The sequence below is a fragment of the Streptomyces sp. NPDC006208 genome (assembly GCF_040613775.1).
Lineage (GTDB): Bacteria > Actinomycetota > Actinomycetes > Streptomycetales > Streptomycetaceae > Streptomyces.
The window spans coordinates 80,917-94,801 of sequence record NZ_JBEXSW010000029.1; the positions used below are offsets into that span (position 1 = coordinate 80,917).

Annotated in this window: 11 protein-coding genes and 1 pseudogene; 5 read left to right on the forward strand and 7 right to left on the reverse strand. The window is 69.8% G+C overall.

The genetic code is table 11. The features are described 5' to 3' along the window. Positions 1-640: 640 nt before the first annotated feature. The 3 genes and pseudogenes from ABZ208_RS23715 to ABZ208_RS23725 all read right to left on the reverse strand — a co-directional run. The gene (locus ABZ208_RS23715) at positions 641-3,994 is read right to left on the reverse strand and encodes an Ig-like domain-containing protein (protein ID WP_356911453.1); all 3,354 of its coding nucleotides are present in this window, start codon (positions 3,992-3,994) and stop codon (positions 641-643) included. 239 nt (positions 3,995-4,233) lie between these two features. Continuing rightward, on the reverse strand, positions 4,234-4,800 hold the full coding sequence (locus ABZ208_RS23720) for an alpha/beta fold hydrolase (RefSeq protein WP_356911454.1): 567 nt from the start codon (positions 4,798-4,800) through the stop codon (positions 4,234-4,236). Then, positions 4,721-5,146 (reverse strand): annotated as a pseudogene (locus tag ABZ208_RS23725) (transposase); the annotation flags it as partial. The pseudogene ABZ208_RS23725 and the gene ABZ208_RS23720, both read right to left, overlap by 80 nt. 216 nt (positions 5,147-5,362) lie before the next feature. Between ABZ208_RS23725 and ABZ208_RS23730 the strand changes: the two are divergent. The 3 genes from ABZ208_RS23730 to ABZ208_RS23740 all read left to right on the forward strand — a co-directional run bounded on the left by ABZ208_RS23730 (position 5,363) and on the right by ABZ208_RS23740 (position 7,709). After that, on the forward strand, positions 5,363-5,848 hold the full coding sequence (locus ABZ208_RS23730; protein ID WP_356911455.1) for a helix-turn-helix domain-containing protein: 486 nt from the start codon (positions 5,363-5,365) through the stop codon (positions 5,846-5,848). 91 nt (positions 5,849-5,939) lie between these two features. After that, the gene (locus tag ABZ208_RS23735) at positions 5,940-6,371 is read left to right on the forward strand and encodes a transposase (RefSeq protein ID WP_356911456.1); all 432 of its coding nucleotides are present in this window, start codon (positions 5,940-5,942) and stop codon (positions 6,369-6,371) included. 972 nt (positions 6,372-7,343) lie between these two features. Next, positions 7,344-7,709 carry an MmcQ/YjbR family DNA-binding protein gene (locus tag ABZ208_RS23740; protein ID WP_356911457.1) on the forward strand — a complete coding sequence of 122 codons (366 nt, stop codon included), beginning with the start codon at positions 7,344-7,346 and terminating at the stop codon, positions 7,707-7,709. Positions 7,710-7,961: 252 nt separating this feature from the next. Here ABZ208_RS23740 and ABZ208_RS23745 read toward each other — a convergent pair whose 3' ends face one another. After that, a complete protein-coding gene (locus ABZ208_RS23745) occupies positions 7,962-8,435 on the reverse strand; it encodes a hypothetical protein (protein WP_356911458.1) in 474 nt (157 codons plus the stop codon). 234 nt (positions 8,436-8,669) lie between these two features. On the opposite strand from ABZ208_RS23745, the gene ABZ208_RS23750 reads away from it, so the two are divergent. After that, on the forward strand, positions 8,670-9,956 hold the full coding sequence (locus ABZ208_RS23750) for a hypothetical protein (RefSeq protein ID WP_356911459.1): 1,287 nt from the start codon (positions 8,670-8,672) through the stop codon (positions 9,954-9,956). A 223-nt stretch (positions 9,957-10,179) separates the two neighbouring features. Here the strand turns inward: ABZ208_RS23750 and ABZ208_RS23755 are convergent, their stop codons facing one another. Next, positions 10,180-12,132, reverse strand: coding sequence for an SMI1/KNR4 family protein (locus tag ABZ208_RS23755; RefSeq protein WP_356911460.1), 1,953 nt, complete (start codon positions 12,130-12,132; stop codon positions 10,180-10,182). Between ABZ208_RS23755 and ABZ208_RS23760 the strand changes: the two genes are divergently transcribed. Beyond that, positions 12,131-12,355, forward strand: a complete 225-nt coding sequence (locus ABZ208_RS23760; RefSeq protein WP_356911461.1) for a hypothetical protein — start codon at positions 12,131-12,133, stop codon at positions 12,353-12,355. The two genes, ABZ208_RS23755 and ABZ208_RS23760, sit on opposite strands and share 2 nt — an antisense overlap. Before the next feature lie 136 nt (positions 12,356-12,491). Here the strand turns inward: ABZ208_RS23760 and ABZ208_RS23765 are convergent, their stop codons facing one another. Beyond that, positions 12,492-12,686, reverse strand: coding sequence for a hypothetical protein (locus tag ABZ208_RS23765; protein WP_356911462.1), 195 nt, complete (start codon positions 12,684-12,686; stop codon positions 12,492-12,494). Positions 12,687-12,878: 192 nt separating this feature from the next. Further along, positions 12,879-13,355 (reverse strand): hypothetical protein, encoded by a 477-nt coding sequence (locus ABZ208_RS23770; RefSeq protein WP_356911463.1) that lies wholly within the window; start codon positions 13,353-13,355, stop codon positions 12,879-12,881. Positions 13,356-13,885: the final 530 nt, after the last annotated feature.

Below are 13,885 nucleotides of genomic sequence, written 5' to 3' on the forward strand. Positions count from 1 at the left end.
CTGGCCACCGCCAGCAGCGACGGGGTCGGTGCGGGTCTGGGACCCTGCTGCCGGCTGCAGTTCTCTCGTCCTCTCCATTGGTATCGGCGTGCACGACGTCTTGCCGCTTGGAAGGGAGATTGCTCTCGCTACGTCGGAGGGAGTCGTCCTCGTTTCCTTGGAAGCCGCAGCCTGGGAGGAACATCTGCAAGCCGGTCATACCTGTCCCGCCGACCAACTGCAAAGCGGCCGCCTACGGCGGCTCGTGCGAACTCTATTCGGGAGCCCCGTCCGTTCCCGTTGGCCGTGAGCTCTGCACGGCTCGGTCAGCGAGTGTCGAGCGAGCTCGGAACGGTAGTGCAGCGGGCGGGTGTGTGGGTAGGCCGGCGCAACTCGATTGGTGGGTTCCTGAAGGCTGGCCGTGTTGTGATGGGCAGGAGCCAGCGCCCGGCGCCCGTGCCGACCTCGCCCTCCTCGACGCCCCGTCGCACGTCCACCTCGCGTACCGCCCGGGGGTCCCGCTGGTCACGAAGGTGTGGCGGCGGGGGGAGCGGTGACCTGAGGTGCCCGGCAAAGCCCCGCAGAACACCACTGACAACGCGACAGCGCCCTTCTCCGGTGCTGCCGGGGAAGGGCGCCGCGGTGTGTTCGCCTCCGTGTTCTACGAGTGGTCGAGGATCACGCGCTCCGTCTCGGTGTAGTCGATGCGCGTCTCGGCTCCGGTCGTGTGCGGGTAGCGGACGAAGGCCGAGCCCTCGCCGGAGAACGGGCCGCCGGGGGCGTTGGCCAACTGGTCCTTGGGCGAGCCGCCGCGGACGATCAGAGTGTCACCCTGCGGTGGTGCGGCCGTGTTCGGGGGACCCGAGTTGACGGACAGCAGAGCGCTGACCGTGTCCATGGCGGTGATGTCCACCGTGTCCGGGCCGCCGCGCGCGCTTACGCCGATCCGCTCGGTCTGGTCGGTGGTGATCTCGAGGCCCAGCAGACCCTGGACCCGGAGCAGGGTGAGCAGGTCCACGGTGCCGAAGACCGAGTCGGATCCGGTGGTGCCGACGATGGTGACCTCGTCGTCGCCGGCGCCGGGGTTGACTGCCAAGTCGCCTGTGACTCCGGTGAAGTTGAGCGCCTGCGCGGAGTTGGACCGGGACAGCCGCCCGCTGTTGGCGCTGGTCGGGGTGAACGTCAGCGACTCGTCGCCCGCACCGCCCTGGATGGCGACCTCGTGGCCGGTGGCGTCCAGGTTTACCACGGGGATACCGCGGATGCCGACGAAGCCGCCGGGGATGCCCGGGTAGCCGGTCACGGTGTTCTGGTCGACGTCGACGACGAGGTCGGCCGTGGCGCCCGTGAGCGTGAGCGACTGGTTGGCGATGGTCACCGCGAGGGACGGTGACGGGGCGCTGACGTTGCCCGCGAGGTCTTCGAGCCGCACGGCAATGTCGTACGTTCCGTCGTCGAGCGGATCGCTGACGACCTCGTACTCACCGGCCGAGGTGACGGTGTCCTTCCCGACCACGGTGGGCCCGGTGGCGGACGGCGGGTCGGCCGTCAGCCGCACCAGCGCATTCGGTTCGACCGGCGAGCCCTGGAAGGCGGGCTCGGTGATGGTCGTGATGTTGTCGATGCTGTTGCCGCCGGTGTCGCTCGACGACAGCAGGTCCGGGGCCGCGGCCGCTGCGGCCGGTGCGGTCGTGTCGAGCGTGATCCCCAGCCGGTGCGCACTCTCCGGGCCCGAGCCGACGACGTGGGCGGTGCCGGGGACGGCCGGGTCGTCGGACGGGTCGACGATGATCACTTCGGCGGTGATCAGGTTCTCCCCCTCCGTCAGGACGGGGTCCAGGTCGATTGCGTACAGCCCCGGCTTGGTGACCGGGTTCACGGGCTGTGCGAAGCCGACGCGCTCGCCGTCGCGCTCCACGGCCACCTTGAAGCCGGGGGCGTCGTCCACGAGGGCGGACGTGCCGTTCTCCGGCGACAGCGGGATGTTCGCGGCCCGCAGGTCCGCGTCGTCGACCCGGAGGAAGAGCTCCGGCCCGGTGGTCCTGGTGACGTCGTCGTTGTCGAACCGGCCCGAGTCGGACTCGCGCTTGAGGTCGAGGCCGAAGGGTTCGGGGGCCTCGCGGTTGACGACGGAGAGGTCGTACGTCGCCTGCGGTGGGTCGGTCGGCGAGGCGTCACCCGGCTTGGTCGGGTCGGTGATGCCGCTGTCGCTGACCACGATGAAGTACGGCTCGTCCTCGACGACCGGGATTGCGAGCCTGCTGGTCGAGCTGCCCGGCCTGATCGTCGCCACCATGCCTGTCGAGACCTTGTTGCCGAACTTGTCGTACGCGCGGGCCTGGAGCCCGGAGATCACCTCGTTGAAGGCGATGTCGGCGGCCAGGTGCCCGGTGTGGCGGGGTACGACCCGGAAGAAGTCGACGTCGGTCGCGCTGTGCAGGCTGAGCCGGCGCCCGTTGAACCGGTCGTCCGAGCCGAGCGCGGCGGCGACGGCCGTGTCGATGGACTCGTTCGGTTCGAACGTGTCGGGAAAGGCCCCGAGCAGCGAGAACGTGTCGTAGTACGTGGTCTGGTTTCCGGCGGCCGGGTTGCCGCCGGTCGGCGGGGTGGCATTACCGGTCCAGGTCGCGTAGCCGATGCCGTCGACCGTCCACACACCGTTGTACTCGCCGATGCGCAGGGTCTGCTCGGGGTCGGCCGGCCGGGCGGGGCAGGTCGGCCCGAAGCGGCACCGGGCGTTAAGGTCAGGGTCGAACGGGGCGTCGCTGATCCTGAAGTCCTGCGACCAGGTCAGTCCGCCGTCCCGGCTCGTCGTGCCGTAGACCTCGAGCAGGAAGTTGTCGTTCCCGTTCGGCCCGGTGCCCCCGTTCCGCTCGCCGCTGCGGGTGTCGTACCAGTGGACGACAATGTTCCCGTCCTGGTCGAGGTGCGCGGTGGGCATCACCGCAAGGGTCTGGCCCGGTCCGTGGTCGACCCTGGTGGGCGGGCCGAAGGAGACGCCGTTGTCCGTGGAGCGGGCGATGCGGACGTCACCGTCGTCGCCGTTCCCGAAGTTGTCGTTGGGGTCGTCGTTGGCGACGACGTAGACGTTGCCCGGCCGGGCCGGGTCGGGCAGCACCCACGGCTGCATGGAGCCCTGGAGCCAGAAGTCGGTCCCCGGGATCTCACCCCCCGAGTTGTCCTGCACGTTGCAGGAGACGCTTGCCTGTCCGGGCCCGAACGCGGAGGTTCGCTGCGGAACGGTACCGGCGGCGAAGTCGGCCCCGCCAGAGCCGTCGCGGAGGAGCTGTACTGTGCCCGCCCCGGGCGCCCCGTCGGTCCCCTCGTCGCAGATGTTGGCGTGATAGACGACGTAGAGGTCGCCATTCGGACCGACAGCCGCGTGGGAGGGCCAGGAGTTCCCGTCCCCGGCCGTGGAGAGGACTTGTGGCGCCGACCAGTTCGTGGCGCCGCTCTCGAGGCGGGAGAACTGGATCTCCCACGGGGTGCCGAGGTCCGACCAGACGACGTAGAGGTTGTCCCGGTAGGGGCTGGTGGGGTTGGCATCGGCCACCAGCCACTGCTTGTCCTGGTTGTTCGGGCTGTTCGCGCTCACCTGGACGGGTGTGTAGGTCTGGTTCCCCGTCGTCGTCAGGTCGTTGATCTGGCCGACCCCCACTCCGAACCGGTTGGGGGTGGTGTTGAAGCTGGTCGAGAGATGGGTGACGAACAGGCGCCCCTGTGAGTCGAAGGCGAGGGACGGGTCCCCCGAGCACGGGAGGGCCGACGTCCGCGTGATCGGGAAACCGTCCTTGCCGAAGTTGTTGTCGATACGGACGGTGCATCCCCGCATGACGGCGACCTGCGATGGTTTGCGGGGATTTGCCGTGGCGTTGTGCGGCTCGAAGCCGGTCTCGAGCGCTTGGTCCTGACCTGCCCACGCGGGGGCGGGTCCGACGAAGACAAGCGCCTGCAGCACGAGGAGAATGCTGCTGACGATGGTGAGGGCACGCCGTTGCCTGCGGTTGTTCAGCATGCGTCCCCCTGTCTGGCTCTGCTCATCCTTCTCCTTCCGGTCCAGCGACCGGCGGGCGGTGCTGATCGCCCGCAGACAATGGCAGCCCGGCGCCGCTCCCCCCGGGGGGTCTCGGGACGGGTCACCGGAATTCACCAAGATCACCGACAGAACCACCCGTCCGGAGCAGACGCCCAGCGGGAGAGAAGGGGGACGAGCGGCATCGGGGGCGCCTGCCGGCGCCGGCCGGTCCGTACGGATCAGCTGCTCCCGGAAATCGGGTTGCGCGGGCATGAGAGCGTGAACGGATGAAGACCATCGGCCTGATCGGCGACATGAGCTGGGAATCCAGCGTGCGCCAGCGCCTCCTGGAACTCGTGTGTCACACCGATCGGAGCCGGCGGGGCGGGTGCGACGAGTACTACGCCCTTCAGTCCGGCGGGGCGGCGAGAGGCGAGCACTTGGGCCACCTTTCCGCCCATTGAGTGGCCCACCACGACGTATTCGCCGTGGTCGAGCTCGTCGATGACGCGTTCGGCGTCGTCGGCGAGCTGCTCGATGCCGTAGGGGCCAGGAACCTGGGTGGACTCACCCCAGCCGCGGTGGTCGTACGAGACGAAGGTCTGCGTGGGGCTGAGGTGTTCGATGACCGGTCGCCAGGTGCGGTGGGAGCCACCCCAGTAGTGGAGGAAGACCAGGGCCGGCCCGTCGCCCTCGCGGACGTGGCCGTAGATCCGCCCGTTCTTGCTCGGTGGCCGGGTGCCGGTAGTAGCCGGAGCGGGACGCTCTGAGCACCCGGCAGATCTGCTGCACGCCGAAGCCGGCACGGTTGTTGGAGATGAAGTCCCAGCGGTAGGAGCTCACTTCACCTCCCGGGCGCAATAGGCCGCTGCCCGGCGCAGGATCTCGCGCTCCAGCTGCCACTCCTGCTCGGCCTTGAGCGGCCGGGCGTTCTCGGCCTGTAGCCGGGCCAGCTCCTCCTCCGGGCTCACGCTGCCGTCGCGCCCACGGGCGCGGTCGGCGCCTCGTCCCTGCGCACCACGTCCGAAGCGACTCCGCGGTGATACCGAGATCCGCAGCCACTGCCGCATACGTCCGCTTTCCGGCCGCGGCGCGATAGAGCGCGACGGTGTCCTTCCTGAAATCCTCCGGATACGGAGTCTGGCATCCCACCTGGACATCCGTCCCTGGACCATCAAGATCCATTGTCAGGGTGTCCACTCCAAAGGATCAGCCTCAGACGGCGGCTCGGCCAGTGCCTCGGACACCGTTGAACGCGCATCCCCCAGCCGCTGAAGTGCGTGTTCCGCCTCACCCACTGAACTTGATTGGGTGATGTCGGAGCGGTTCGCCTGACGGCGGCTGGCTGCCTCCGTAGCCCTGGTAGCTGTGAGGTACGCACAAGGCGGCGGGTTGACCGACGCCGAGAGGGCCGCGCGGGAGCGAATCCGGCTACAAGCCGTCGAACGTTTCGAGGGCCGGGAGAGGAACCGGGAGATCGCTGCCGCGCTGCGGGTGAGCGAGCGGTCGGTGGAGCGGTGGCGCCGGGCCTGGCGTGAGCGCGGAGAGGTCGGCGTCCAGTCGAACGGATCGCCGGGCCGGCCGAAGCTCAGTCCGGTCCAGATCGCCAGACTGGAGCGGGAGTTGGATCGGGGGCCGCTGGCCCATGGGTGGGTGGACCAGCGGTGGACGCTGGCGCGGGTGAAGACGCTGATCGGCAGACTGTTCCGCGTTCCCTACACCGTGGAGGGCGCGCGGCGGTGCGGAAACGGCACGGTTGGTCCTGGCAGGAAGGAGACCTGGCCGCGGGTAAGAGCACCGCGGCGGCGTGCAACGGTTGGATCGTCTTCGGGGACGAAGCCGGGCAGTCGATGACGCCGCCGCGCGCCAGGACCTGGGGCCGGATCGGCCGCACCCCGCTCGTCCGCGTGCGCGGTCGGGGTTCCGGCCGAGGTCGATGGCGGGCATGAGCTGCTACAGGACGGGTGAGCGGTTCCGGCTGATATACCGAGTCCGCGAGTATCGGCGCCGCAGGGGCGAGCCGAAGGGCTTCGGATGGCGGGACTTCCGGGACCTGATCGTCCGCGCCCGGATCCAGCTAGGTGGCCCGATCGTGCTGGTCTGGGACAATGTCCGCCTGCATCTGACCAGGCCGCTGCGGGAGTTCACAGCGGCGAACTCCGACTGGCTCACCGTGTTCCAGTTGCCGACCTACGCGCCGGACCTGAACCCGCAGGAGGGCGTCTGGTCCCTGGTCAAACGCGACATCGGCAACCTTGCCGCAGCCGATCTCGGCCAGATCACCTGGGCCGTGAAGCACCGGCTCAAGCAGATCCAGCACCACTCGGACCTGATTGACGGCTGCCTCGCCGGCACCGGCCTGATCATGGACGGCTGACCTACATCCCCCCGGTGACGGACACCGACGCCGAGGATTCCCGTCGCCGCCCGCCGGGGCGTTCAGCGTCGGCCGTAGCGCGGCCTGGACCCGCTCGGCCTCCTCCCGCAGCCGCGCGACATTTTCCCGGATCTTCTTCTCCCTGGCTTCCAGCAGACCGAGTACTGACGGCACCGGGTAGCCGGGCGACACCCGATGGCTCGGAGCGTTTGCCGGTTCGTCCCCGCGCGCCTCGGCCAGCCGTGTCGCCCTGCAATGGGCCTGCCGGGCAGGACCGTTGCGCGCCGGGGCGACCGGTGTGCTCTGGTGCTCGCTGTCCACCGGCAGATGATGGCCTGCTTCGCACACCCACCTCGCTGCCCGGCCAGGAAAGGGTCAGTGACCCGGACTGGCGTGATTGCGCTGTCCCGGCTGTGCCTCTTCCTGTGCGGTCCACCGCAAGCCGCCTCGTCTCGCGTGTGCCCGCCTGTGCCGGGGTCGGGAACTCTGGGCAGGCGCCCGGGCGGTTCCTCGAGGATGCCACACGGCTCGGTGGATCCGGTGGCACTGGGCTCCCAGGCGTGCGTCGGTGCCCGCTGAGCATTGGCTCTGGATCAGCGCAGGCCACACTTCCGGTGCGCAGGCGGGGTAAGGCGTCGGCATACGGCGCTCACGCGCCCCGGTCCCTCGACGCCATCTCATGTGGCGGGTCTGCGGGTAGCAGATCACGCCTGAAGTGTGAGCAGGGCGGCGGGCCAGTGCTCGTCCGACTGGAGGCCGTCCCAGCCGAGGATCCCGCAACACAGAGCCGCTCGCCGTATGAGCGAGTCGGGCCTGTGCACCCATCGTGCGACGTCCTCTCAGACCGTCTGCCAGAGGCTTTGCGGTTTCGACCGTCCAGTGCGGCGAGGCAACCCCGGCGTGGACCCGGAGCAGACCGAATGTCCGTCCGAGCGACGGGAGCATGTCGGTGACGCTGGCTACCGTAGGGACATGATCGATGCCGAGGACATCCGTCGTATCGCTCTGTCCTTTCCGGAGACGGTGGAGAAGGAAGCATGGAACATGCCGACATTCCGCGTGGCCGGGAAGATGTACGTCACCATCCCCGACGATCAGACATCGTTCGCCGTGCGCTGCCCGAAGCACGAGCGCTCAGAACTGATCGCTGCCGAGCCGCAGAAGTTCTGGGTGCCACCGCACGAGGCGAGTTCAGCCTGGGTCCGGGTGCGGCTCATCGCGTTGGAGGATCTGGTCGAACTGCGCGACATCCTCGTTGACTCCTGGAGACAGGCGGCGCCGGATCGGCTGACCGACGAGCACCCCGACCTGCGGCCGGGCGCGGTCACCGGCGAGTGAACGCCTGCGGCCACGTCGGCACGCCGGTTCTCGCGCGCCAGGGACTTCAAGACGACTGTGTCGTCGTCGAGATGATCGGCGCGGGTGTCCGGAGTGTGATCGAGAGCAGCTCGGTGGCGCGCGCCTCGTCGTGTGCAGGCGCAGTGCACCGTTGACCGGACACCGCAGGCCGACCGCAGGCGGCGGACCAGGCGTCCGCGGCAAGCGTGTACGCGACGGCCGGCTGATTCTCGAAGGCAGCGCGCGTTTGTTTCAGCCGTGCGAGAGGCTTGATCGGCCGTCCTCGTCGGTGAGGAAATGGACGTGGTGCAGTTCGGCGGGCGCCTGGGGGCCAAGATCGAGAAGGTCGGAGTCGTCTTGGACTTGTTGCCAGAACTCCGCTTCGGTCGATGCAGTCCCGAGGACCATCCACGGTGCGCCGTACTTCGTCCTCGCCACCCATACCCCAAACTGCCGAGGTCCCGAGTGGAACAGTTCCTCTCCGACCGGTTCCTCCTGCATCTCGGCGACCAGGCTTGAGGTGTGTTGGTGCAGACATTCGTGCTGCAAGTGCCGTCGCTCCCAGCAGGTGCGAAGAGACTCCGTCGCCGAGTCGACGAAGTCGTCGGCCGCATCCAGCGCCCCTTGATCAGCGTTCGAGGCAGCGGGCCGACGAACGCGCAGCAGCAGTTCGTGCCCGCAAGGCTGGTAGCTGAAGAGCCTGAAGATTGCGATCGGGACGCTCACCGGATCATTGTGCCGCTCACACGCCGGCGATTTCCGCCATCCCGTCGCCCTCGACCCACCCAGCGGGGAGCGGACCGGCGGCCATGGGCCGCCATGACGTGCAGACACGGCAGCACCGGTGACCAACGCCGTCTCGTTCGGGCGACGGTCTGCTCGATCGCGAAGGACCGTTGCGTCTCACCACATGCCTCGCATCGCGGATCACCCTCCAGCGAGGGAGCCATACTTGCCGATATGACTACCCGGTACTTCGCTCATCAGAGCTGCGAGCCCGACGGCGAGCTCACGGCCGACGAGGCCGCGCGCCGGCCCCACCACGTGCGGCGGATCGACGCCGGGGCCGGGGCGATTGTCGAGCGGATCCACGAGGGCGTGATCCACGAGGTGATCTACGACGGTGTCGAGCCGGCCGGGCACGCCGCGCGTTACGGCGCCCTCCCGTACCAGGTGGTGGGTACGACCCGGACCGCGACCGGCCGGGTGATCGAGCGCGGCTACCACCGCGCCGACGGCACCCTGACCGCACGCGCCCGCACCGAGATCGATCTCGACGGCCGGCCCCAGGTCGAGGAGCACTTCGACGGCGCCGACGCGCCGACCTCGCGCGACATCTACTCCTGGCACGGCGACCGGCTGTGCCAGGTGGTCACCCACCAGCCCGACGGGCGCAGCCACGTGACCTACCGGTCCGACGACGACGGTGACGACGACGCCCCGGTCGCCGCAATGCGAGTGCCTGCGGTGCGCACGGTGCCGTGCCGGCCGTGTGACCGCACCGGCATCTGCGCGACCTGCCGCGGCACCGGCGTCCCGCGCAATCTGCCGGGGGCCGCGCCGGCCGACGGCCGCTGCCGCTCGTGCAAGGGGAGCGGGCGCTGCAACCAGTGCAAAAGCCAGGGACGCTGGCACCCGGTCGGCCCGCCTCGGTCGGCGCGCGAAACTGCCGACCCCGGCTTCGCGCTGTGCTACGAGTGTCACGGCACCCGTGGCTGCGCGATGTGCGAGGGCACCACCTTCGACGACGAGGCCCTGCCGTGCCCGGCCTGCGACTACGGCACCTGCACCACCTGTCTCGGCGAGGGCCAGGTCCCGGCCGCGCATGGTGCGACCGCGGCGCTGCGCACGATCACCTTCGAGCAGGGTCACCCGACCGCTGCCGACGCGCCGTGGGGCCGGCAGATCCTGACCCTGACGACCGACGGCACGCTCGGCTACCAGCAACGGGTCAAGGGCGAGCTCCGCAGCCTGCGCGGCCGGGTCGATCCCACACGGATAGAGGCGCTGCTGGCGGCGCTCGCCCCCACCAGCTTTCCGGCCGCGCCCCAGCAGACGTTCCTGCCCGGCGCGTCGGTGACCACGCTCGCGGTTGAGCCCGGCGGCCGCGTGGTGATCGACTACTTCGTCGCGCTCGAGCTCGACGGCTACCGCGAGGTGATCCGCGCGCTCGGCGATCTCAACACCGCGCTGCGCAAGCGCGACGACGCCGCGCTCGCGGCCTGGCGCTTCAAGCTGTACGCGTGAGGCTCACCCGATGTCCGACCTTGCCTCACCCCGACAGCCTGGCCCGCGACCCGGTCCTCGGCGAGGCCGAGGCCGAGCACTGCAGGCCGCTCGTGCGCGGCCGGAGCTCAGGGTCTGAACCAGCCGACAGCACGAAGGCCCCCGGGAGTTCGTCCTCTGACATCCCAGGGCTTCATGCTGTCGAATTTCACCGCATCGAGAATGTGCGCGGCCTGGCCGGTCTTTACCTGCTTCCTGGCCCGTCGTCTCCCGTCCGCTCGCCGTCCGCCGTGCCCGCGGCCTCCCAGTGCATGCGGATCACCGCGTACGTCTCGCCGTCCCTCGGCGGCCGCGTCCAGGAGCGGGAGGCAAGCGTGTGCAGCCGCCCGTTCACGATTGCATGACGGGGCAGACGGGCACCGAGCTCCCCAGTCACCCCTTCCAGCAGCGACCGTTCCACTTCGACGCCGTCCTCCAGGTCATCGAAGAACCGGCTCGGGTCGAGCGCCCGTGGTATCTCCCCGCTCGACCGGACCTCTCCGTCCACGTACGTGAATGCGTACTGCTCGACACCGTCTCGCGCCACCGAAAGGTGGAAGAACGGTTCCCCATGCCATGTCCGCAGGCCGCTCCAGACCACCACCGCACGGGTGCCCGCGCTGGCGGCTGCGGCTGGGGAGACGAACCGCCGCCGGTCGAACGGGGCGGGGTCGCCGTCAAAGGCGAAGCTCCAACCGGTGCCGGCCCGGCCGACCGCCATGAGAGCCCTGTCGTCGTAGGACAAGAACTCCCTTTGGCTGTCCGCCGATTTGTGGCGCGCCTCCCAGAACGTCATGGGTTCGTTCAGCACGGTGCCGTCCCCGTCCGCGAGACGCCCGGGCAATTCCTCCGGCTCCACCCCCTCCACCAGGATGAACCGGTAGGACGTGCGGTTGTTGCCCGGGTCCGGCTCCGCGAGCCACGCCAGGTTGCCCGGGTCGAGCCCGGCCGTCGGACTCGGTGCCTCGCCGACCTGCCCGCCCCTTGGGGTGGACAGCAGCTCGCGGCCCCGTCCCGGGGTCAGCAGCGGCCCGAGCAGGGGGTCGGCCACCCACCCCAGCGGCGCCAGGTGGTCCGGTCCCAGCGGCTCCCACAGCGGCAGAGCGTTGATGAGCGTCCGCCATGCCTCGTCGGCGTCTCCCCACCGCGCCAGCTCCCGCGCCCGCTCGACCGCCTCCCCGAACGGTCCGGCCGCCGTGTACCGGTAGGTACCGTTCCTCACCTGATCCAGCGTCGCGTAAGCCAGCGCCACCAGGTCGTCGTCGGCGCCCTGCAGATGGAACTTCAATGTGGATTCGTCCCGGTACGAGTGCGCCGCGTGCTCGGCGACCAACGCCGGCAGCAACTCGGGCGCGTACTGCGGGTCCGTCACCAAGTGCTCGAAGTACACCATGTAGGTCTGTCCGAGCAGGCGGCGTATCTGGTCGCCCAGTCCGGCGGCCCGCGGTCTGCCGTACTCCTTGGCCTCGTCCAGCGTCTTCCCGGCCCGTTCCCAGCCGCCGCGCAGCGCCTCCAGCCGGGCCTCGTCCACCAGGGCGTCCAGGTTTCGCGTCGTGTCGTTGACGAATACGGGCGCCCTGTCGCCGGGCTGCGCCCGCAGGCTGTGGAACTCTCGGTACATGTCCCGCATGAACTCGAGGAAGTTCGCGTGCCGCTCGGGTGGCGCGGCCCGCCAGCTCGCCCACGTGTACACGGCCCACTCACCGTCCTCATCCACGTCCTCGGGATCCATGAGGACGTGGGTGATGTCGGACTCGACGTCGAGCTGCAGCCCGCGCCGCCAGATGTCCGCCTCCCGCCGCTCCTCGGCCCCGGCATCCTCGTCCAGGTACTCCTCGAACATGTCCGCGAGTCCCGACCCGTCGTTGTGCCAGCACGCGTCCTTGGTCCCCGCCAGCAGCCACACGAACCCACCCGCGTGCCGCCAACCGTCGCTGACCTTGAGGAACTCCCGGTACGACGGGGGCATCCGTCGGCCGAGGCGCTCCTCCATGGCTGCGATCCGCTCCTCCGGCGCGGGTGGAAACCCCAGCCACCGCGCCCGTCGCGCGGCCTCGTCGTCCTCGCCCCGCGTCTCGCCGTCCGGCAGGGAATCTGCCCACTCCCCGCTCCACTTGAGCAGGAAGGGCCGCCAGTCGAATGCCGTGGTGTCCGTCATGCGTCAGATGCTGCCACCCACCACTGACAGCGCTCCGCTGCTTGCTGCGGTCTGCCGCAGCTCCCGCGGCCGGCTCCCGTCCCTCGGCACCGCCCGGCACATCGCCCCCGCACCGCAGCGCATCGTCAGGTTCGCGTACCGCGCCGCGTGGGCCCTCGAATCCGCCGCGCCCGGGCAAGTGGCAGGCACCGGCGCTCCGCACTGCCAGTACGGCCGTACGTAGACCACACAGCTCTCACCAGTGACCGGTGAGGTGGCAGCTTTGCGCCGCTGAAGTGCCGCTGCTTCACCCCTACTTCGCAGCTGACGAGCGATCGGATTGGCGGCGATGCGGGGTCGAGGGGCCGGGTTCGTGTGGCTCAGGCCGGCAGGGTGGCGAGCTGCGAGTCGAGGGCGGCGGCCGGCGGGTAGGTGGCGCCGACGGCGGTGACGTGTTTCCAGTGAAGGCGGCCGTCTGTGGTGATGATGAATACCGAGCAGCGAATCCCGATCAGAGGCGCGGTGATTCCAACGACCTTGCCACGGGCTCGCTCGGGGTCGGCCAGGAGCGGCATGCGCGGCTCCTGGCTCGGGCAAACTGCTCGTGACTGTCGAGGGTTTGGGGGCCGATGCCCCACACCGGGGACCGCTGCGTCTGGGTGCCGGCGGGGGTTCCACCGCTCGGTGAGGCTCACGACCCGAGCGCCAGCGCCACCGAGGCAGCGAGCGCCGCAAGGGGGTGGAATCCGCCTCGCCGCCAGGCCGGCTCAGCCCTCCGCCCAGGTCCGCAACAAGGCTTCCCGTACATGAGGCTTCGGGGTGCCCTCCAGGCCGTGCTCGCGACCCCACGCCTCAAGAACCCGCGGGTTCGCGGTTCTCGCCACGAAGCGGGCGAGCAGGTCCTGCGAGAGCGCTGCCTCCTCGGCGCCGTACCCTCCGGCCGCCGCCGCGTGCACCTTCAGCTCCTCCGGCCCGTACTCCGTCTCGAGCCGTAGCGTCATCTCCGGCGGCCCCTCCCCGAGGAAGGCACCGACCGCGGCCGAGACCATCGACCCGAGGAATTTCGGCGCGCGGCCCGCAGGGCCCTCGGCGGGCACGTCCTCGACGACCGCGGAATGCAGTCCTTCCCACGCCCACATCCGGGAACCGTCGAGGTCAAGGGCTTGCAGTCCGTCGGCACTCAGCCGGACGCATCCCCCGTCGGCGGCCGGCGGCGAGCCCACGTACACTGCGTCCGGAGTCACCCAGAACAGTCCGACCATCGCCACAACCAATTCCCGCTCTCGTCTCTTCGACACCGGCACCGCTAGCCCGGCCCGCCACTCGTACCGCCCGACCGGATCGGTACGTCGCAGACACGCCGGTACCAACTTTCGGAAGACCACGGTTGACGGCCACCCGGCTCTCGACGCGAGTCTGCCCATCGAGGAAGACGAGCGCGATCCCGGGTGTGAGCAGCTTCCGCAACACCGTCTCCCGCATGGCCCGGGGTGGTCCGGCCGGTCTCCTGGCCGCGTTCACTGTGCTGGCCGTCGCCGAGCTGGTCGCCGGCCCAGTGACCGTGGTCAGCGGCGCGGTCAACGAGCAGCCGCCTGCCACGAACGGTCAGCAGGGCTTTACGGTGGGTCACGAAGGCCTCCGTGCGGTGAAGATTCGACACCTCCACCACACACGGAGGCCTTCACCACGATCAAGACCCGTGCGCGTCGACAACGCTCGTGATCCATACAGCTGGACCGGCGCCCTGTGCGGTGACCGGCAGCCATCCCGGTAG